At 65.1% G+C, this 19332-nt stretch carries 15 protein-coding genes; 11 read left to right on the plus strand and 4 right to left on the minus strand.

From position 1 onward, the window contains the following. Window positions 1–11 precede the first annotated feature (11 nt). On the plus strand, window positions 12–1661 hold the full coding sequence (gene groL, locus DL238_RS02025) for a chaperonin GroEL (protein WP_115490731.1): 1650 nt from the start codon (window positions 12–14) through the stop codon (window positions 1659–1661). Between the two features lie 78 nt (window positions 1662–1739). On the opposite strand, the gene DL238_RS02030 is transcribed toward groL, so the two are convergent. Further along, on the minus strand, window positions 1740–2390 hold the full coding sequence (locus DL238_RS02030) for an FMN-dependent NADH-azoreductase (RefSeq protein WP_115490732.1): 651 nt from the start codon (window positions 2388–2390) through the stop codon (window positions 1740–1742). A 102-nt stretch (window positions 2391–2492) separates the two neighbouring features. Between DL238_RS02030 and DL238_RS02035 the strand changes: the two genes are divergently transcribed. Then, window positions 2493–3386 (plus strand): LysR substrate-binding domain-containing protein, encoded by an 894-nt coding sequence (locus tag DL238_RS02035; protein ID WP_115490733.1) that lies wholly within the window; start codon window positions 2493–2495, stop codon window positions 3384–3386. On the opposite strand, the gene DL238_RS02040 is transcribed toward DL238_RS02035, so the two are convergent. Further along, window positions 3383–5626 (minus strand): DUF305 domain-containing protein, encoded by a 2244-nt coding sequence (locus tag DL238_RS02040; protein ID WP_115490734.1) that lies wholly within the window; start codon window positions 5624–5626, stop codon window positions 3383–3385. The two genes, DL238_RS02035 and DL238_RS02040, sit on opposite strands and share 4 nt — an antisense overlap. Window positions 5627–5754: 128 nt before the next feature. Between DL238_RS02040 and DL238_RS02045 the strand changes: the two genes are divergently transcribed. Both DL238_RS02045 and DL238_RS02050 read left to right on the plus strand, forming a co-directional pair. Beyond that, entirely contained in the window at window positions 5755–6162 is a 408-nt protein-coding gene (locus DL238_RS02045) for a baeRF12 domain-containing protein (RefSeq protein ID WP_115490735.1), read from the plus strand. Between the two features lie 146 nt (window positions 6163–6308). After that, on the plus strand, window positions 6309–7355 hold the full coding sequence (locus DL238_RS02050; RefSeq protein WP_234030924.1) for a serine hydrolase: 1047 nt from the start codon (window positions 6309–6311) through the stop codon (window positions 7353–7355). A gap of 101 nt (window positions 7356–7456) precedes the next feature. Here DL238_RS02050 and DL238_RS15990 read toward each other — a convergent pair whose 3' ends face one another. Then, the gene (locus DL238_RS15990; RefSeq protein ID WP_181883925.1) at window positions 7457–7729 is read right to left on the minus strand and encodes a hypothetical protein; all 273 of its coding nucleotides are present in this window, start codon (window positions 7727–7729) and stop codon (window positions 7457–7459) included. A 212-nt stretch (window positions 7730–7941) separates the two neighbouring features. Here DL238_RS15990 and polA point away from each other — a divergent pair, with 212 nt between their 5' ends. From polA to DL238_RS02075, 3 genes are all read left to right on the plus strand, one after another. After that, a complete protein-coding gene (gene polA, locus DL238_RS02065; RefSeq protein ID WP_115490737.1) occupies window positions 7942–10836 on the plus strand; it encodes a DNA polymerase I in 2895 nt (964 codons plus the stop codon). After that, window positions 10833–12176, plus strand: a complete 1344-nt coding sequence (locus DL238_RS02070; RefSeq protein WP_115490738.1) for a sensor histidine kinase — start codon at window positions 10833–10835, stop codon at window positions 12174–12176. Before polA ends, DL238_RS02070 begins: the two co-directional genes overlap by 4 nt. Window positions 12177–12244: 68 nt before the next feature. After that, window positions 12245–13333, plus strand: a complete 1089-nt coding sequence (locus tag DL238_RS02075; RefSeq protein ID WP_115490739.1) for a mechanosensitive ion channel family protein — start codon at window positions 12245–12247, stop codon at window positions 13331–13333. Window positions 13334–13391: 58 nt separating this feature from the next. Here DL238_RS02075 and DL238_RS02080 read toward each other — a convergent pair whose 3' ends face one another. Further along, window positions 13392–15701, minus strand: coding sequence for a CDC48 family AAA ATPase (locus DL238_RS02080; RefSeq protein ID WP_115490740.1), 2310 nt, complete (start codon window positions 15699–15701; stop codon window positions 13392–13394). Window positions 15702–16146: 445 nt separating this feature from the next. On the opposite strand from DL238_RS02080, the gene DL238_RS02085 reads away from it, so the two are divergent. Genes DL238_RS02085 through DL238_RS02100 form a run of 4 tightly spaced genes read left to right on the plus strand, consistent with a single transcriptional unit; the run spans window position 16147 to window position 19315 of the window. Then, on the plus strand, window positions 16147–16860 hold the full coding sequence (locus tag DL238_RS02085) for a CoA transferase subunit A (RefSeq protein ID WP_115490741.1): 714 nt from the start codon (window positions 16147–16149) through the stop codon (window positions 16858–16860). Between the two features lie 13 nt (window positions 16861–16873). Then, entirely contained in the window at window positions 16874–17767 is an 894-nt protein-coding gene (locus DL238_RS02090; RefSeq protein ID WP_115490742.1) for a hypothetical protein, read from the plus strand. A 4-nt stretch (window positions 17768–17771) separates the two neighbouring features. Beyond that, window positions 17772–18437 (plus strand): CoA transferase subunit B, encoded by a 666-nt coding sequence (locus DL238_RS02095; protein ID WP_115490743.1) that lies wholly within the window; start codon window positions 17772–17774, stop codon window positions 18435–18437. After that, entirely contained in the window at window positions 18437–19315 is an 879-nt protein-coding gene (locus tag DL238_RS02100; RefSeq protein WP_115490744.1) for an alpha/beta hydrolase, read from the plus strand. The genes DL238_RS02095 and DL238_RS02100 overlap by 1 nt, the downstream gene beginning before the upstream one ends. Window positions 19316–19332 lie beyond the last annotated feature (17 nt).

Here is a 19332-nt window from a genome sequence, read left to right on the forward strand (position 1 = left end):
GAGAAACTCACATGGCAGCCAAGGACGTAAAGTTCGGTCGCGAAGCACGCGAAGGCATCCTGCGCGGCGTCGACACGCTCGCAAACGCCGTCAAGGTCACGCTGGGCCCCAAGGGCCGCAACGTCGTGATCGACAAGAGCTTCGGCGCTCCCCGCATCACCAAGGACGGCGTCACCGTCGCCAAGGAAATCGAACTGAAGGACAAGTTCGAGAACATGGGCGCGCAGATGATCAAGGAAGTCGCATCGAAGGCGAACGACGCCGCCGGTGACGGCACCACGACCGCGACCGTGCTGGCGCAGTCGATCGTCAAGGAAGGCATGAAGTCGGTCGCAGCGGGCATGAACCCGATGGACCTCAAGCGCGGCATCGACCTCGCCGTGACCAAGGTCGTCGAAGACCTCAAGGGCCGTTCGAAGGACGTGTCGGGCACCAGCGAAATCGCCCAGGTCGGCGTGATCTCCGCCAATGGCGATCGCGAAGTCGGCGAGAAGATCGCCGAAGCGATGGAAAAGGTCGGCAAGGAAGGCGTCATCACCGTCGACGAATCGAAGGGCCTCGAATTCGAGCTCGAGACCGTCGAAGGCATGCAGTTCGACCGCGGCTACCTGTCGCCCTACTTCATCACCAACCCCGACAAGATGATCGTCGAGCTGGATGATCCCTACATCCTGATCTTCGAGAAGAAGCTGTCGAACCTGCAGGCGATGCTGCCGATCCTCGAAGCAGCCGTTCAGTCGGGCCGTCCGCTCCTCATCATCGCGGAAGACATCGAAGGCGAGGCGCTGGCCACGCTGGTGGTCAACAAGCTGCGCGGCGGCCTGAAGGTCGCAGCGGTCAAGGCTCCCGGTTTCGGCGATCGTCGCAAGGCGATGCTGCAGGACATCGCGATCCTGACCAAGGGCGAAATGGTCAGCGAAGATCTCGGCATCAAGCTCGAGAACGTCACGCTGAACATGCTCGGCCAGGCCAAGCGCGTCACCATCGACAAGGACAACACCACGATCGTCGACGGTGCCGGTGACGAGGGCGACATCCAGGCCCGCGTCAACGAAATCCGCACGCAGATCGACAACACCAGCAGCGACTACGACAAGGAAAAGCTGCAGGAACGTCTCGCCAAGCTCGCGGGCGGCGTCGCCGTGATCAAGGTCGGCGGTGCCACCGAAGTCGAGGTGAAGGAGCGTAAGGACCGCGTCGACGACGCGCTGCACGCAACCCGCGCCGCGGTCGAAGAAGGCATCGTCCCGGGCGGCGGTACCGCGCTGCTCTACGCCACCAAGGCCCTCGACGGCCTGAAGGGCGAGAACGACGACCAGACCCGCGGTATCGACATCGTGCGCAAGGCGATCCTCGCCCCGATCCGCCAGATCGCGACCAATGCCGGCCATGACGGTGCGGTGGTCTCGGGCAACCTGCTGCGCGAAGGCGACGAGTCGATGGGCTTCAACGCCGCGACCGACACTTACGAGAACCTCGTGAAGGCCGGCGTGATCGACCCGACCAAGGTCGTGCGCACCGCGCTGCAGGATGCGGCTTCGGTTGCCGGCCTGCTGATCACCACCGAAGCGGCGGTGAGCGAAGTGCCGGAAGACAAGAACGGCGGCGGCATGCCCGACATGGGCGGCATGGGCGGCGGCATGGGCGGCATGGGCTTCTAAGCCCTCCCCCAACCACGCCTGCCGTTACGGCAAAGAAAAGGCCCCGTCGGAGCGATCCGGCGGGGCTTTTTTGTGCCGCTATCCGGCGAGATGCCGCGCGATCTCGACCGTCCGCTCTCGCGCTGTCTCGACCGACTTTCGATGGCGTTCGTCCTTGAACTCCTGGTATTCGATCGCGACGGTTTGGATGCCATCGCGGGCGACGCCGAGATAATGCGCGCACGCCGCAATGGCCGGGTCCAGCATATTGCTGTCTGCACGAACCCCGCCTTCGGCGAAGCCGAACTCCCCTCTGGACGAGAGCACCACCAGCTTCTTGCCCGACAGCATCGGCTCTATCGGAAAGTCTCCCCGGTCGAGATCGAAGGAGAAGGTCCGGCCAATCCGCGCCACCTGATCGAACCACGCTTTCAGCGCGGCGGGCATGCCGTAATTGTACATCGGCGCGCCCATTACGATGATGTCGGCGGCGAGCACTTCGTCGATCAGCGCGTCCGAGGGCTTTAGCACCCCGGTCATCCACGGCTCGCGCTGCTCTGCCGGGGTGAAGGCAGCGTGGATGAAACGATGGTCTACGAAGGGCGGCGGCGCGCGCCCCACGTCCCGCGCGATCATACGAACCTGAGAGGCTTCTTCGCGCAAGGTGTCGGCGAACAAGGTTGTGAGTTGGCGAGTTAGCGAGCGGTCTTCGAGTTGCGCGCTCGCGTCGATCTTCAAGAGGGTTAACATAGGGTTCGTCCTTTTCCGCGTTTCGGTTGGGATCGCAGCTAGAAATGGACGCAGCCCTTGGCGAAGGGCGTTTCCTCAGGCAGTGGATGAGCCAGACTCATCATGAGAAAGCTTCCGCCACTCCATGCGTTGCGCGCCTTCGAAGCGGCGGCCCGTCACCTTCACTTCGGGCACGCGGCCGCGGAGCTGGGCGTCGATCCCACCGCGATAAGCCACCAAATCCGCAAGCTCGAAGCGATCCTGGGCGGGCCGCTCTTCATCCGTCGCCCCCGGCCGATGCGGCTGACCGCAGAGGGCGAAGCGCTGTATCCGGAGATCCGCGCCGCCTTCGACCGGATGGCGAATGCGGTCGAGCAGGGCCGCGCGACGGCCCGGCGCACGCTTACCATCTCCACCACGATGGCCTTCGCCGCCGAATGGCTGACGCCGCGGCTCACCCAGCTCTCGCAAGAGTTGGGTGTGGATGTGCATATTGATGCCGAAAATCGCCCGGTCGATCTCGATACGGGCGAGATCGATCTCGCCCTGCGCTCGCAATTCGACCGAGGTCATAAGGGACTGTGGCGCCACCTGTTCGACGATCGTCTGATCGCGGTGGCCGCGCCCGGCCTCTTGGAAGAGTATCCCAATAGGGGAAATGCGGAGGGTCCGATCGACCTGCCGCTGATCCAGTATCGCTGGACCTCGCAAAACCGCGAATCGCTCGATTGGTCAGGCTATTTCGCGCAGTCCGGTCAGGCGAACCGCGATTTGAACATCGTGGCATCGTTCAGCGAAGAGAGTCACGCCGTCGGGGCCGCGCTATCCGCAATGGGGGCGGCCTTGCTGTCCGAATGCCTGATTGCCGACCGGCTCGCACGAGGTGAGCTTGTACGCATCGGGGAGACGAGCTTGGCGGCGCCCGCGTTGTGGGCGGTCTCTCGCGACGACCATCCGCAGGCGGCGCAGATCGCGGCGGCGATCGCATGGATCGCCGCCGCGCGCCCCCTTGCCTAGCCCCCCTTGCGGCTCGCCTCCACCGCAGCGATCACATCTGCCGGCCAGGTCACCTGCGTCTGCGTTTGCGGATTGAACACATCGCCCGGATACTGCGCCGCCTCGGCCGCCGCGATTTCCTCTGCGGTGAGGAATTCGCTGGGTTCGAGCGCGAACACGTCGAGCCCGCGCGCGATCTCGGTCGCATAGATGCGGCCCTTGTACCAGTAGGCACTCCAGTAGCCGCCGGTGATCAACTGGTCCTCGTCCACCGGGCCGCGGTCGAAGTATGCGATCTCGACAGGATTGTCGGAATCGGTGAAGTCGATCACGCTGATGCCGCCCTGATACCAGGCCTGCACGAAGATATCGCGCCCCGGCACGGGGATGATGGAGCCGTTGTGCGCGACGCAGTTCTCCTTGTCGGACTGGACGCCGGGGATCTTGAAGTGGCTCTCGTAGGTCAGCTCGCCATTCTCGAGCGAGTAGATCGCATTGGCACCCCAATCCATCGGATCGCCGGCGAGGCAGCGCGGGCGGCCACCTCCGCCCCATTCATCGGTGAACAGCACCTTGGTGCCGTCGTTGTTGAAGGTGGCCGAGTGCCAGTAGGCGAAACCCTGGTCGGTCACGTCGTCGACGCGGGTCGGCTTCATCGGGTCCGAAATGTCGAGGATGATGCCGTTGCCTGAGCACGCGCCCGCCGCGAGGTTGAGGGAGGGGAACACGGTGATGTCGTGGCACTGGTTGGTGACAGAGGTTTCCTGCGTGCCGTCGCCGTGGTCGCCGCCGCGCCACAGGCCGGCAATCTGTCCATCGCTGGCGAAGATGCGCGGGCTGTCGACGATCCGCGAGGCCGCCGGATTGGCCAGCGGAATTTCGATGACGTCGATGCTGAACAGCGCGGTCTCGTCGCCTGCGGTATCGAAGCAGCCTTCGAGTTCGGCATCGTCGCGCACGTAGCTGGTGCCCGAATTGTACACCACGATGCGGGTCTCGTCGGCATCGACGACCGAATGCGTATGGCTGCCCCGGCAGGTCTGCACCTGGCCCACCTGGCGCGGGTTGGTGAGATCCGAAATGTCGAAGATGCGCAGACCCCGGAAGCGGTCTTCGCTCACCCGGCCCTCGACCCCTTCGAGCCCGCAATCGATGCGCGCGCGGCTGTCCTGCACGCTCATCACCAGAATGTCGCCGACGATCGAGACGTCGCCCTGCCCGCCCGGACACACGACCGAAGTGACGAGCTGCGGCACTCCGTCGTCGCCTAGGCGATAGGCGTTCCAGCCGTGATAATTGCCGGTCACCAGAATATCGTCGGAGAAGGCCATGTCGGTCTGCGCGAAGCTCAGCAGCGAGCCGCGCTGACCGAAGCGATCCTCGCTTTCCTCGTCTTCATCACGCGGATCGGGCGCGGCGGTGCTGACCAGTTCGGGCTCTTCCTCGCTGTTGACCGCTTCGCCTTCCTCGTCCTCGGGCGTCTCCTCCTCGATCCGCGGCTGAAGCTGCGCCGGGTTGGCGGGGTCGAAGAAGCCGGTCGGCTTGGGCATCGCTGTGACGAGGCGCAAGTTGCTGATCGCCTCGCCCGCATCGCGGAAACCGGCGGCGAGGCCGGCACGCGGATCGGCGGAGAGCGTGGCGGCGATCGCATTCATCCGGTCGATCTCGCCCTGCTGCTCGGTCTTGATGTCGTTGACGAACTCGAACAGCACCGGGTCGTAGGCGGTGCCCGGCTCGCGCAGCAGGTCGTCGACCATGTCGGTCGCGCCCTGGTGGTGCCGGATCATCAGTTCGAGGAACAGCGCGTCGAATTCGGTGCTATTGAGCGATGCGAGCCGCGCCATCTGCTCGGACGTCGCCATGCCCATCGAGGCCATGTGCTCCGCGTGGCTCAAGCCAGCCATATGCTCCATACCGAGCGGTTGCCCGCGCGAGGTCAGCCAGTCCCGCATGAACTGGATCTCGTCGGCCTGGCCGGCATCGATCCGGCCGGCGATCGCGACGATATCTTCGTTGTTGGTCCGCTCTTCGACCAGCTGCGTCATCTCGGTGGCCTGCGCATGGTGCGGGATCATCATCCGCATGAAACGTGCATCGGCCTGCGTGAAGGTCGTTGCCGCCAGCTTGGTCGCATCCTCGGCCTTCAGGGTCCGGTTTTCGGCCCCCGGTGCGCCAGGCTGGATGATCGGCGCGTCCTGCGCGGCCAATGGCGATGCGACGGCAAGAAGGCTGGCTGCGGCGGCGAGGGTCCGGATGGTCATCTTAGGCGGTCTCCTGTTTGGCAGGGACCTTACAAAGTTTGTCCCGCAGGGGAAGAGGGCGTTTTTCCGAGCGTTTCTCGCAACGAAACAGCCACTCGCGGATTGAAAACACGAAGGAGAGACAATCTATGAAATTACCCCACAACGCCCATGTCGCCGTCGTCGACGGCAACCGCTTCATGCTGCTGAAGAACACCGGCCAGATTTTCGAGCCGACGCTGGAAATGGTGGAGCAGCCCGATCTGGAAGCGAGCAATTACAGCGCGGGCGTGCGCCACCAGGACGATGTGAGCCAGCGGACCGGCGCGACCGACCTCGACGAGCTCGCTCACGGCGCTGCCGTGGCGGAGTGGCTGAACGCCAAGGCCATCTCGGGCGATGTCTCGCAGTTGCTCGTGCTCGCCGATCCCAAGACGCTGGGCGAGATGCGCAGGCACTATCACAGCGAGCTTGAGAAGGCCCTGGTGGGCGAAATAGACAAGACGGTCACCGGCGAACCTCTGGAAAAAATTGCCAAAGTCATCGCCGGAAGCTGACAATTGAAGCGGCCCGTCCATCGGTCCGTCGCAGGTTTTACAAGGCCGGTCGTGCCAAACTCGTGCAGACGGCCGTTTTGTGTTGAGACCTTGTTAAGGTCGCGCATTAATGCTGCGATCACGAGACACGGACTATGGACGGGCACATGTTTAAGAAATTCGGGTCGACATTCGCACTCGCGCTGGCCGCAGCCGCGCTTCCCCAGACTCCGGCTGCAGCGCAGGCTGTTTCGCTCGAAGCGCAGTTCGACCGGATGCTGGGTACCGAAGTGCGTGCTCCGCAAAGTTTCGAGGCCGTTTATGATTCGGCGTTCGAGCGTCAGATCGCCAACCTGGCCGATGGGTCGGACGGGCGCATCGGCGTCTATGCCATCGACCTCGTCACCGGGCAGGAAGTCGGAATCCTCGCCGACCAGCGCTTCCCCATGGCCAGCACCAGCAAGGTCGCCATCGCCGCGACCTTCCTTGCAGGCGTCGACCAGGGTCGCTGGAGCCTCACGAGCGAGTTCGAACTGCCCGGCCGTGGGAAATATATCTCCGCGCGCGAACATCTCGACCTCATGATCAGCCGCAGCTGCAACGACTGCACCGACGCGCTGCTCTATGCCGTCGGCGGGCCGCAGGCGGTCAACGCCTGGATGCGCAACACCGCCGGCATTTCCGAATTCGAGTTGACCCGCGATATCGCAACGCTGGTGCGCGAGGACGGGCGGATCGATCCCGCCAGCCAGATCGCCTTCGAAGACAGTGCGAGCCCGCGTGCCATGGGCCAGCTTCTTGCCGGGATCTACCAGGGCAAGTGGCACAGCAGCTATTCGCGCCAGGTGCTCATGAATGCCATGTCGGCCACGGTGACGGGCAAGCGGCGCATGACCTCGGCCCTTCCGATGAGCGCGAACCTCGCGCACAAGACCGGCACGCTCAGCCGCACGGCAAGCGATATCGGCATTTTCTACACGCCCGACGGCCGCCCGATCGCCGCCGCGATCTATGTGACCGGGCAGAGCCCGTCGATGGCGGTCGAAAACGGCAACCGCTCGCAGAAGCTCGCCGCGCGTGCCTCGCGAGACGAACGGATCGCATCGATCACCGGCGCGCTCTATCGCGGTTTCGGCCAGCGCGCGGTCAATGACGGCCGGATCGACGATGGGCGTGTGTATGCCACCGCGAGCTACGGCGGCGGGCAGCAGTAAGCTTGCCCGACTGCAGCGCTCCGTTGCGGGCGCAGCCGGGATGAAAAAAGGGCGGCGCCATGATGGCACCGCCCTTCTTTTTGTCCCGAAGGAAGCGTGCCTTAGTCGGCAGCGGCTTCGGCTTCGGTTTCGCCTTCGATGTCGGCTTCCGCTTCGGTAGCTTCTTCTTCGGCTTCGGCGGTCGCGTCTTCGGCAGCGGCTTCGGTGTCCGCAGCGGCTTCTTCCATTTCGTCGCCCATGGCGTCGAGGTTGGCTTCGGTGTCGGCTGCGGCGCCTTCGACGGTGTCTTCAGCGTTTTCTTCGGTGGTTTCCGAGCAAGCGGCGAGGCCCAGAGCGGAAACGGCGATTGCCGAAGCGAGAATGATCTTGCGCATGATTTTGATCCCTTTTCGAATTTGTCCTACCGCAACCAGGTGCGGCGGGATGAAACCCCCACCTGTGGGATGCTTCACGAGTCCCTAGATAATGGCAGGAATATGGCATGGCAAGGCCAAATTGGGCGGGATGACATCTTTTTGCCTTTTTGCTGCCTTTTTTCTGCGGACAAGCAGGCTGACGGGCCATCGCGGCGCTGCTAGCAGAAACTATGGCCGATAAGCAGCATCTCTACCTCGTCGATGGTTCCGCCTACATTTTTCGCGCATACCATCGCCTGCCCCCGCTGACCAATCCGCAAGGAACGCCAGTCGGCGCGGTTTACGGCTACACCACCATGCTGTGGAAGCTGGCCGAGGACCTCGACAAGGCCGCCGGACCGACGCACCTCGCCGTGGTGCTCGACAAGTCGAGCTACAGCTTCCGCAACGAGATTTACGACCAGTACAAGGCCAACCGACCAGACCCGCCAGAGGATCTGGTTCCGCAGTTTCCGCTGATCCGCGACGCGACCCGTGCCTTCAGCCTGCCTCTGATCGAGGAACCCGATGTCGAGGCCGACGACATGATCGCCTCCTATGCCCGCGCGGCGACCCGCAAGGGCTGGGACGTGACCATCGTGTCCTCCGACAAGGACCTGATGCAGCTGATCGGCCAATGCGCCGATGACGAGGTCGAGGACGGCGTCGAGACGGGCGGCTGCATCGACATGCTCGACACCATGAAGAACGCGCGGATCGGGCCGGCGGAGGTCGAGGAAAAGTTCGGCGTCCCACCCGAGCTGGTGGGCGACGTGCTCGCCCTGATGGGCGATTCGGTCGACAATATTCCCGGCATCTACGGTGTCGGGCCGAAAACCGCGACCAAGCTGATCCAGGACCACGGATCGCTTACCGCCGCACTCGACGCGGCGGCGGAGATGAAGAAGTCCAAGCTGAAGGAGCGCCTGATCGAGCATCGCGGCGATGCCCAGCTCAGCCGTGTTCTCGTGACGCTGAAGGAAGACTGCGGGCTGCCGATCGCAATCGAGGATATGAAACTGTCCTCGATCCCGCCCGAGCCGCTCGCCGCATTCCTCACCGATCATGGCTTCACCAGTCTGCTGCGGCGGCTGGAAGGGGGTAACGGCGGACCGGGCCCCAAGACGCAGCTTCATCCCGCAAAGCCCCAGCACAAGGGTGAGGCACATGCGCCTCAGGGCAATCGCCAGCCCCTGCCAGACATGCCCGCGGTGGACCGCAGCACCTACGAATGTGTCCGGACGATCGAGAGGCTGGAGCACTGGATCGAGAGGGCCTTCAAGGCACGGCTGGTGGCAGTCGATACCGAGACCAGCGATCTCGACTGCATGGTTTGCGACCTGGTCGGCATCAGCCTCGCCACCGGGCCGAACGAGGCGTGCTACATCCCGCTCGCCCATCTCAGCGTTGGCGAGGGCAGCGACGACATGTTTGCCGAGAAGCCCGAACAAATCCCGATGGACACCGCGCTCGGGGCGCTGAAGCCGCTGCTTGAAAGCGATGCGGTGCTAAAGATCGGTCAGAACGTGAAGTACGACGTCAATGTGCTGGCCCGCAACGGCATCGCGCTGGGACCGATCGACGATACCATGATCATCAGCTTCGCGCTCGACGCGGGCCGCTCGCAGGACGGGATCGGCGGCGGTCACGGGATGGACGAGCTGGCACAGCGCCACCTCGGCCATACCTGCCTGACCTTCAAGGAAATCTGCGGCACGGGGAAAAAGGCGATCCCCTTCGGCCATGTGCCACTGGACAAGGCGACCGAATATGCCGCCGAGGATGCCGACGTGACCTGGCGGCTTCACGCGCACCTCAAGCCGCGACTGGCGCTGGAAGGCGGCACCAAGATCTACGAGCGCGTCGACCGCCCGCTGATCCCGGTGGTGGCGGATATGGAACGTCACGGCATCCGGGTCGATCGCGACCGCCTTGCCGGCCTGTCGACCCGCTTCGCGACCGAGATCGCGCGGCTCGAAGGCGAGATCCACGAGATCGCCGGGCAGGAATTCGCAGTCGGCAGCCCCAAGCAGCTGGGCGAGATCCTGTTCGAAAAAATGGGCTACAGGGGCGGCAAGAAAGGCAAGAGCGGCCAATATTCGACCGACCAGTCGGTGCTCGAGAAGCTCGACGCGACGGGTGCGCCGATTGCCACCAAGGTTCTGGAATGGCGCCAGCTGGCCAAGCTCAAGTCGACCTATACCGATGCTCTGCAACAGGCGATCAATCCGAATACGGGCCGCGTGCATACGTCCTACAGCCTCGTCGGGGCGCAGACCGGGCGGCTCTCCAGCACCGATCCTAACCTGCAGAACATCCCCATCCGGACCGAAATCGGCCGCGAGATCCGCCAGGCCTTCGTCGCGGAAGAGGGCAACGTGCTGCTCGCCGCCGACTATTCGCAGATCGAGTTGCGGCTGGCGGCGCACATGGCGGACGTGGGCGCGCTGAAGGAAGCCTTCGCCGATGGCGAGGATATCCATGCCCGCACCGCGCGCGAAATGTTCGGCGAAGTCGATCGCGATACGCGCGCCCAGGCCAAGACGATCAATTTCGCGATCCTCTACGGCATCTCGCGCTGGGGCCTCGCCGGGCGGCTGGGCATCGAGTCGGACGAGGCGCAGGACCTGATCGACACCTATTTCGCGCGCTTCCCGGGCATCCAGCGCTATATCGTCAGCACGCTGGAGACCGTGCGCGAGCGTGGCTATTCGCAGACGCTGTTCGGGCGCAAGACGTGGTTCCCGCGGATCGGTTCGAAGAACCAGGCCGAACGGCAGGGGAGCGAGCGCGCGGCGATCAACGCGCCGATCCAGGGCACCAGCGCGGACATCATCAAGCGCGCGATGGCGCGGATGGGGCCCGCGCTGGCCGACGCGGGGCTGAACCCCGGCGCACCCGATGGCGTCCGCATGCTCCTGCAGGTGCACGACGAACTGGTGTTCGAACTGCCCAAAGGCCTCGTCGAGACGGCCCGCCCGGTGATCGAGCGGGTGATGGCCGAGGCCGCAACCCCGGCCGTCGAACTGTCGGTCCCGCTGGGCATCGACATCGGCACCGGACCGAGCTGGGACGATGCGCATTGAGGGCTGAGGGAACACCGAGCCCTCGTCCGGCGCCCTTCCGCGCCTTCATCCGGCGCTGGTTCAACTGGCTGGTGCTGGCCGCACTGGCAGGGGCGATCCTAGGCGCGGTGGCGCTGCTGCTGTCGACCGGCGCGGCCGAGCGTGCCGAGCGCGCGCAGGTCGAGCGGGCCAGCGAAGTCCTGCTGGACCTCGACCGGATCGAGCGCGCCGCATTGTCCGCAGAGAGTGCGCAGCGCGGCTATTTCATCACGCTCGACCAGCGCTACCTGGCTCCATACCGCAGCGCGCGGGCCATTGCCGAAGGCGGGCTCAAGGATTTGTCTGCGGAGCTGGGCGCAGACGCGAGCGAGGCCCAGCGCGCAGAATATTCGGCGATCGTCGGAGCGCTCGACGACAAATTCACCGAGCTCGACGAAACGATCGGACTGCTGGAAGAGGGCGACGTTCTCGACGCGCGTCGGCGCATTCTGGAAGGCGACGGCTTCGACGCGATGCAGCGGCTGACGGATGCGATCGACCGGCTGGCCACGATCGAGACCCGCCTGCTGGACCTGCAGAGCGACCGAGCCCAGGCCGCCGAGAACCGCATCTTCCCTATCCTCGGCCTGCTGCTCCTGCTGCTGGTCGGCGCGATCGTTCTCGGCGCGATCCTCGTAGCTCGCGCAGCGCAGGCGGAGACCGAGGCGGCGCAGGCGCGCGAGCTGAAGGTCGCCCGCGACCGGGCGGACCTGCTGGCGCAGGAGCTCAACCACCGGGTCAAGAACCTGTTCGCGATGGTGCTGGCAATCATTCAGATGAGCGCGCGCGAAGCGAGCGACGTGGCCGCGTACAAGGAACGGATCAGCGCGCGGATCCACGCGCTGCTGACCGCGCACGAGGTAACGCAGGGAACCGGCACGTCGGCGGATCGCCTCGTCCGCGAAGGCGGCGCATCGTTGCGCGCGCTGGTGGAAGCGACGGTCCAGCCGCACGTTTCCGAGGACAAGCGGCTGGAACTCGATGGCGAGGATATCGCGATCGGTCGGGGGCAGGTCACCCCACTCGGCCTCGTCCTGCACGAACTGGCGACCAACGCGGTCAAATATGGCTGCTGGCAGGATAGCGGCCTCCTGACCGTGCGCTGGCGCCAACAGGGCGAGCTGCTGAACCTCGAATGGCAGGAGGATCGCGAGCCCCCCGACAATCCGGAGGATGAGGATGCGGGGGCGCAGGGCGGCTTCGGCAGCACGATGATGATCGGTGCCGCACGGCAGCTGGGCGGCGAGATCGAGCGCACCTTCGGCCCGCGCGGCGTCACCGTGAGCATCGCCTTCCCGCCGCGCATCGATCTGCCGGAGTGATGGTGTGAGCCGGAGCAGCGACCGACCTCCGCTTGATCCGCGCACGTGTGCGCAATAGTCCGCTACCGATGATCCTTTCCTCAGCCAGCGACCTGTTCGATCCGGGCACTTGGTCCGTGCCCGTCGATTCGGTGCTGGTGGCCGCCGCCATTCTCGGCATTGCGGTCGCGATCGCATTGGTCGCGCACCGGATTGCCTTCGGCATGATCCGGCGGGCGACGGCGCATGGCCCCGGCAAGTACGGCCAGCCGATCTTCGATGCGGTCCGCGCGCCCTCGCGCTGGCTCGCCGTCGCCGTCGCGATTTCCGCTGCGGCGGAGCGGCTGCCCATGATCCGCCCCGTATGGGACGCGCTTTCGCAATTCGTCGCGCCGGTCATCCTAGGCTGGCTGGCGCTGGAATTCGTGCGCGGCGCATCGATCGCGCACGAGCGACGGATGGAGACCCGGCTCGATCCGATGCATATGCGCAGCCGCAAGACCCGGATCGAAATTTTTCGCCGTACGGCGTCGAGCCTGATCATCGTCATCACCCTCGCGCTGGTGCTGCTGAGCATTCCGGGCGTGCGGCAGGTCGGCGTCACGCTGATGGCCTCGGCGGGTCTTGCCGCGCTGGCCATCGGCGCCGCCGCGCAGCCTGCGCTCAAATCGCTGATCGCAGGAATCCAGATGGCGCTGACCGAACCGATCCGGCTCGGCGACATGGTCGTGGTCGACGGCGTGACGGGCCGGGTCGAGGAAATCCGCATGACCTTCGTCGTGGTCCGCGTGTGGGACGAGCGGGTGCTGGTGGTGCCGACGGGCAAGTTCTTCGAGGAAAGCTTCGAGAACTGGTCGCGCTCCGCCGACCGGCTGACCGGCGTGGTGATGCTCAACCTCGATCCGATCGCCGATGTCCCACCGATCCGGCAGGCGTTTCTCGACTTTCTTGCCGATCACCCGCTGTGGGATCGGCGCGATGCAGCGGCACTGGTGGTGGAGGCCCACCCCGAAAGCATTGCGCTCAGGCTGTCGATGACCGCCGCGAGCATCGGCGAGGCGTGGGACCTGCGCTGCGCGGTGCGCGAATACATGTTGCAATGGCTGCGCGAGAACCAGCCGGTCGCGCTGATCCGCCACCGGCTGGAGGTCGAGGCCGCGAACGAGCGCGCGGATTAGGGGACCCTGTTACCGCGCGTTCGTCCTGAGCCTGTCGAAGCGGGGAGCCAAGGCGATCCTAATCCCCGTGCTTCGAATCGCGCGTCGATTCGACCATGCCTTCGCTGATGAAGCCGATCGGCATGGGCTCTGCCGCACGCTTCTTCAGCTCGCCGCGCATCTTCTTGTACTCGGCCTCCATCTTCGACGTCACCGAAGCGCGGCTGTCTTTCAGCGCCTCTGTAAAGTCGGCCATGGTGACCTCCTGCACGTCCGAGCCGGCGCGATGCAGCGCGACCAGGCCCGCGCGGCGGACCACGTCTTCCAGATCTGCGCCGGTGAACCGTTCGGTCTCGCCCGCCAGTTTCGACAGGCTTACGTCGTCGGCCAGCGGCATGTTGCCGGTATGGATGCCGAGGATCTGCTCGCGCCCCTTGGCGTCGGGCGTGCCGACATAGACTAGCTCGTCGAACCGGCCGGGGCGAAGCAGCGCGGGATCGACCAGCGTCGGGCGGTTGGTCGCGCCGATGACGACGACCGACTGGAGTTCCTCCAGCCCGTCCATCTCGGCGAGGATCGTGTTCACGACACGGCCCGTCACCTGCGGTTCCATGCTGCCCGAGCCGCGCGCGGGAACCAGCGAATCGATCTCGTCGATGAAGATCACGCAAGGCGAAACCGCGCGTGCGCGGCGGAACATCTTGGCGATCTGCTGCTCGCTCTCGCCGTACCATTTGGAGAGCAGGTCGCTCGACTTCATCGAGATGAAGTTCGCGTCCGCTTCCTTGGCGACGGCCTTGGCCAGCTGCGTCTTGCCGGTTCCGGGCGGGCCGTAGAGCAGGAAGCCCTTGGCCGCACGAATGCCGAGCCGATGGAATGCGTCCCGATTCTTGATCGGGAGTTCGATCCCTTCCTTCAGCTTCTCGATCGCGTCGTCGATACCGCCCAGATCGTCCCAGCCGACATCGGGCACCTGGACCATCACTTCGCGCATCGCCGAAGGTTGCACACGCTTGAGTGCTGAAAGGAAATCGTCGCGGCCGACGTGCAGGTTCTCCAGCACTTCGGTCGGGATCGTCTGCGCGTCGAGGTCGATCTGCGGCATGATCCGGCGGACCGCGTCGATTGCGGCTTCGCGCGCCAGCGCGGCGATATCCGCACCGACGAAGCCGTGCGTGACCTTAGCCAGTTCCTTGAGATCGACGCCCTCGCCCAGCGGCATGCCGCGAGTGTGGATGGCGAGGATTTCGCGCCGTCCGCTCTCGTCGGGCACTCCGATCACGATCTCGCGGTCGAACCGACCGGGCCGGCGCAGCGCCTCGTCGATCGCGTCGGGGCGGTTGGTCGCCGCGATGACCACGATGTTGGCACGCGATTCGAGCCCGTCCATCAGCGTCAGCAATTGGGCGACCAGCCGCTTCTCCGCTTCGCCGGGCACCGAATCGCGCTTGGGCGCGATCGAATCGATCTCGTCGATGAAGATGATCGCAGGCGCGTTCTGATTCGCATTGTCGAACACCTCGCGCAGCCGCTTTTCCGATTCGCCGTAGCCCGAACCCATGATCTCAGGGCCATTGATGGCGAAGAACTCGGCATCGCTTTCATTGGCGACGGCCTGCGCAAGGCGCGTCTTGCCGGTTCCGGGCGGGCCGTGGAGCAGCACGCCTTTGGGCGGATCGACGCCGAGGCGGGTGAAGAGTTCGGGATAGCGCAGCGGCAGCTCGACCATCTCGCGCAGCTGCTGAATCGTCTCCGAAATGCCGCCGACATCGTCGTAGTTCACGACCGAGCGCCCGGCCTTGGGTTCCTCGAAATCGGGCCGCAGCTCGATCTCGGTGTTCTCGTCGATATGGACGATGCCCTTGGGCGCGGTGCTGATGACGCGCAGGCGGATCTGGGTGAGCGCGTAGGCGGGCGCGTTGAACATGCGCTGCACTTCGGCGGGCATGTTCTGGACCGGCTGCTGGCCGGTGGTGGCGACCAGATCGCCTGCGGTGATCGGCTTACGGAAGAAATTGCGCTTCAATGCCTGCGTCGGCCCCTGCAACCGCATCTCGCGGCTCGCGGGCGCGAAGACGACGCGGGTCGCGGGGCGCGACTGCGCGACCTCGATCTTCACATGCTCGCCCGAGCCGACTTCGGCGTTGGCGCGCTGGAGGCCGTCGAGGCGCACGACCGAGAGCGCCTGGTCCTCGTCGTAGGCGGCCATGGCGATGGCGGCGGTGGCGCGCTTGCCCGATAGCTGGACGACGTCGCCCTCGGTCACGCCGAGCGCCTGCATCGCGCTGCGCGGAAGGCGGGCGACGCCTCGGCCGCTTTCTTCCTGTCGTGCCGCCGCCACCTGCAGGCGCACGGTCTTCTCTTCGGTTGCGGCTTCGCTGTCGGCCATGATGTGCGCTGTCTCCCATTGGTCCGCGACACGATATCGGGTGCGCGGGCGTGGCGGCCTAGATAGGGCGCCTGCGCCGATTTCAAATGTCCCTTATGGAATGGGCGAAACGCCGGGAAGGTCCGCCCGCGAACGCATGCGATTCGCGTGGACAAGAAAAAACCCGGCTGAGCGAACCCAGCCGGGTATGAAGTTTGGGAGAGGATGCCTGAAAGGCCTCATTGTTGTGGCGCAACATCGATTCGTTCGCAAGTGCGAAAAGAACATTGGTAGTTGCGAAATTTGCAACTCATGGGTTTCATCGGATTTGCGCCATTGATACCGCTAACAGCTCCATCGAACATTGCTGCAACGCAGCATTACGTAGCGGTCGTTCGGGATGACAAGCCCGTGGCAAATCCCTAAACCTGCGTCCAATCCTCCCACTGCGATCCTCCGGAGAACCATGCAGAAACTCTTCCCCGATGCCGCTGCCGCCCTCGACGGGGTGCTCAAGGACGACATGCTGATTGCCAGCGGGGGCTTCGGCCTGTGCGGCATTCCGGAACGCCTGCTCGACGCGATTCGCGATAGCGGGGTCACCGGGCTGACCTTCGCCAGCAACAATGCCGGGATCGACAACGAAGGGATCGGCAAGCTGCTGCGGACCAAGCAGGTGAAGAAGATGATCAGCTCCTACGTCGGCGAGAACAAGGAATTCGAACGCCAGTTTCTCGCAGGCGAGCTGGAGGTGGAGTTCTGCCCACAGGGGACGCTGGCGGAGCGCATGCGCGCGGGCGGCGCCGGGATCCCGGGTTTCTACACCAAGACCGGCGTCGGCACGCAGGTGGCCGAGGGCAAGGAAGTGAAACGGTTCGACACCGGGGAAGGCCCGCAGGACTACATCCTCGAAGAGGGCATCTTCGCCGATCTCGCGATCGTGAAGGCGTGGAAGGCCGACGAGACGGGCAATGTCGTGTTCCGCAAGACCGCGCGCAATTTCAACGTGCCGGCTGCCACCTGCGGCAAGGTGTGCGTGGTCGAGGTCGAGGAAATCGTGCCCGCCGGCTCGCTCGATCCCGATTGCATCCATCTGCCGGGCGTCTTCGTGCAGCGCATGATCGTGGGCGCGCCCTACGACAAGAAGATCGAATTCCGCACCGTGCGCGAGGCAGCCTGACCGGGCTCGTGCGATGGTCCGCCCGTTCGGTTCGATCCTGCTCTGTGCTGCGGCCAGCCTGACCCTGTCGGGCTGCGCCGCACTCGCCGTGCCGGTCGGCACCAGCCTGCTTCTGGGCACGCGCATCAAGAGCGAGAATGCTCGCGATGCAGCGCTCGCTCAGGAAGCGCAGGCGAGCGCGTCGGCCGAATCGCCCGCCGCCGCGATACCCGCGGACGCGCAGGAGCAAGACGGCGAACTGGTGCTCACGCAACTCGATGCATTGCCCGCTCCGTCCACGAATGCCCTGCCCGACACGGGACGGTCGACCTATTCGGAGTTACAGGAAGCGGCGCTGGCGATCGCGCGGCGCGATCCCTTCGCGGAAGAAAAGCGCCTCTCCGCCATTCTCTCCGATCCGGCGAGCCTCGAGCCGGAGCGCGTGCCATGCGCCTTCGCGCAAACGGCCGTGCTGATCGACCTCGACCCCGCCGATGGCGAAGCTCCACTGGGCGATACGGTAACGGCTCCCGCCGACCTCGCGGAAGCGCTCGCGACCTTGCGCGCGCAGGAAGTCGCGGTGCTCTGGCTCACGCGGCACACGGCGGACCGGGCGGGGGCCGTGCGGCGCACTCTGCGCAACTCCGGGCTCGATCCGGACGGGCAGGACGAGCTCTATCTGGTACGCTACGAAGACGAGACCAAGGCGACGCGGCGGGCAGCCGCTGCCGACGATTACTGTATCGTCGCCATGCTGGGCGACGAGAAGCGCGATTTCGACGAGCTTTTCGCCTTCCTCAAGGAAGCGGACGCGGCCTTCGCGCTCGACACGCTTTTCGGCGAGGCCTGGTTTCTTGGCCCCCCGCCGCTGACCGCATCACCAACGACCACACCCCCTTCCGAACCCAAAGTTGCTGCACAGGATTGATAGCATGACCGACCAAACAACGGGCTGGACCCGCGACGAAATGGCCGCCCGCGCGGCGCGCGAGCTGCAAGACGGCTATTACGTCAATCTCGGGATCGGCATTCCCACGCTGGTCGCCAACCACATCCCCGAAGGCATGCACGTAACCTTGCAGAGCGAGAACGGCATGCTCGGCATCGGCCCCTTCCCGCTCGAAGGCGAGGAAGACGCCGACCTGATCAACGCGGGCAAGCAGACCATCAGCGAACTCGATCACAGCGCCTATTTCGACAGCGCGACCAGCTTTTCGATGATCCGCGGCGGGCATATCGACCTGACCGTGCTCGGCGCGATGGAAGTGGCGCAGAACGGCGACATCGCCAACTGGATGATCCCCGGCAAGATGATCAAGGGCATGGGCGGCGCGATGGATCTGGTCGCGGGCGTCAAGAAGATCATCGTGGTGATGGATCACACGTCGAAGCACGGTGACCCCAAGTTCCTCCCAGAATGCTCGCTGCCGCTGACCGGCACCAACGTGGTCGACATGATCATCACCAATCTCGGCGTGTTCCGCCGGCCCGACCATGACAGTGCTTTCCAGCTGATCGAGCTGGCGCCCGGCGTGAGCGAAGAGGACATCGCCAACAGCACCTCGGCCAAATACGAAGTGGCGCTCGAAAACGCGTGATGAAGTGGCTCGTTGCGTCTGGTGCGCTGGTGACGCTGCTGGCAGTCGGCGCGGCCATTGCCTTCACCTCTCCGCCCAGGCTGCTTTCGATCATCGATCGGATCGCGGGCGGTGGCGCTGATGCGGAGCGCGCGGGCACCGCGATCGCCTTCGGCAACCACGGACAGACACTCGACGTATGGGTGCCCGAACAGCCCGGCGATGCAGCGCGCCCGGTAATCGTCTTCTTCTACGGCGGTGGCTGGGTAAAGGGCGACCGCGACGCCTACGCCTTTGCGGGGCGCGCGTTTGCCGACCGGGGCTTCGTGGTCGTCATCCCGGACTATCGAAAGGTCCCCGATGTGCGCTTTCCCGCCTTTATCGAGGACGGGGCGGCGGCGGTCCGCTGGACGCGCAACAATGTCGCCCGCTTCGGCGGCGACCCAGAGCGGATCGCGCTGGCGGGTCATTCCGCCGGTGCGCACACGGCCGTTACCCTGGCGCTCGACCCGCGCTGGCTCGAGGCTGCGGAGGTTGGTCCGGATACCGTGAAAGCCGTGATCGGGCTGTCCGGCCCCTACGACTTCTACCCGTTCGACAAAAAGCGCTCGATCGATGCGATGTCGCGGTGGCCCGAGCCGCGCGACACCCAGCCGATCGAATGGGCGCGCGCCGCTGCGCCGCCGATGCTTCTGATCACTTCGAGCGAGGACACGGTCGTGCGCCCGTACAATACGGAAAATCTGGCGGCGAAATTGCGCGGACTGGGTGCCCCCGTCGAAACGGAGAACTACGAGGGCCTGAGCCACGAGGATGTGGTCGTGGCGCTCTCTAAGCCGTTTCGCGGCAAGGCCCCGGTGCTCGACCGCAGCGTGACCTTCCTCGATCGCGCAATGTAATCCGCCCGGCTTGACCT

The sequence above is a fragment of the Alteriqipengyuania lutimaris genome, assembly GCF_003363135.1.
Taxonomy (GTDB): domain Bacteria; phylum Pseudomonadota; class Alphaproteobacteria; order Sphingomonadales; family Sphingomonadaceae; genus Alteriqipengyuania; species Alteriqipengyuania lutimaris.

Bases quoted from the DNA above. Each gene is read 5' to 3' on its own strand.
- groL (WP_115490731.1), top strand. From the start codon at position 12: ATGGCAGCCAAGGACGTAAAGTTCGGTCGCGAAGCACGCGAAGGCATC.
- DL238_RS02030 (WP_115490732.1), bottom strand. From the start codon at position 2,390: ATGTTAACCCTCTTGAAGATCGACGCGAGCGCGCAACTCGAAGACCGC.
- DL238_RS02035 (WP_115490733.1), top strand. From the start codon at position 2,493: ATGAGAAAGCTTCCGCCACTCCATGCGTTGCGCGCCTTCGAAGCGGCG.
- DL238_RS02040 (WP_115490734.1), bottom strand. From the start codon at position 5,626: ATGACCATCCGGACCCTCGCCGCCGCAGCCAGCCTTCTTGCCGTCGCA.
- DL238_RS02045 (WP_115490735.1), top strand. From the start codon at position 5,755: ATGAAATTACCCCACAACGCCCATGTCGCCGTCGTCGACGGCAACCGC.
- DL238_RS02050 (WP_234030924.1), top strand. From the start codon at position 6,309: ATGTTTAAGAAATTCGGGTCGACATTCGCACTCGCGCTGGCCGCAGCC.
- DL238_RS15990 (WP_181883925.1), bottom strand. From the start codon at position 7,729: ATGCGCAAGATCATTCTCGCTTCGGCAATCGCCGTTTCCGCTCTGGGC.
- polA (WP_115490737.1), top strand. From the start codon at position 7,942: ATGGCCGATAAGCAGCATCTCTACCTCGTCGATGGTTCCGCCTACATT.
- DL238_RS02075 (WP_115490739.1), top strand. From the start codon at position 12,245: ATGATCCTTTCCTCAGCCAGCGACCTGTTCGATCCGGGCACTTGGTCC.
- DL238_RS02080 (WP_115490740.1), bottom strand. From the start codon at position 15,701: ATGGCCGACAGCGAAGCCGCAACCGAAGAGAAGACCGTGCGCCTGCAG.
- DL238_RS02085 (WP_115490741.1), top strand. From the start codon at position 16,147: ATGCAGAAACTCTTCCCCGATGCCGCTGCCGCCCTCGACGGGGTGCTC.
- DL238_RS02090 (WP_115490742.1), top strand. From the start codon at position 16,874: ATGGTCCGCCCGTTCGGTTCGATCCTGCTCTGTGCTGCGGCCAGCCTG.
- DL238_RS02095 (WP_115490743.1), top strand. From the start codon at position 17,772: ATGACCGACCAAACAACGGGCTGGACCCGCGACGAAATGGCCGCCCGC.
- DL238_RS02100 (WP_115490744.1), top strand. From the start codon at position 18,437: ATGAAGTGGCTCGTTGCGTCTGGTGCGCTGGTGACGCTGCTGGCAGTC.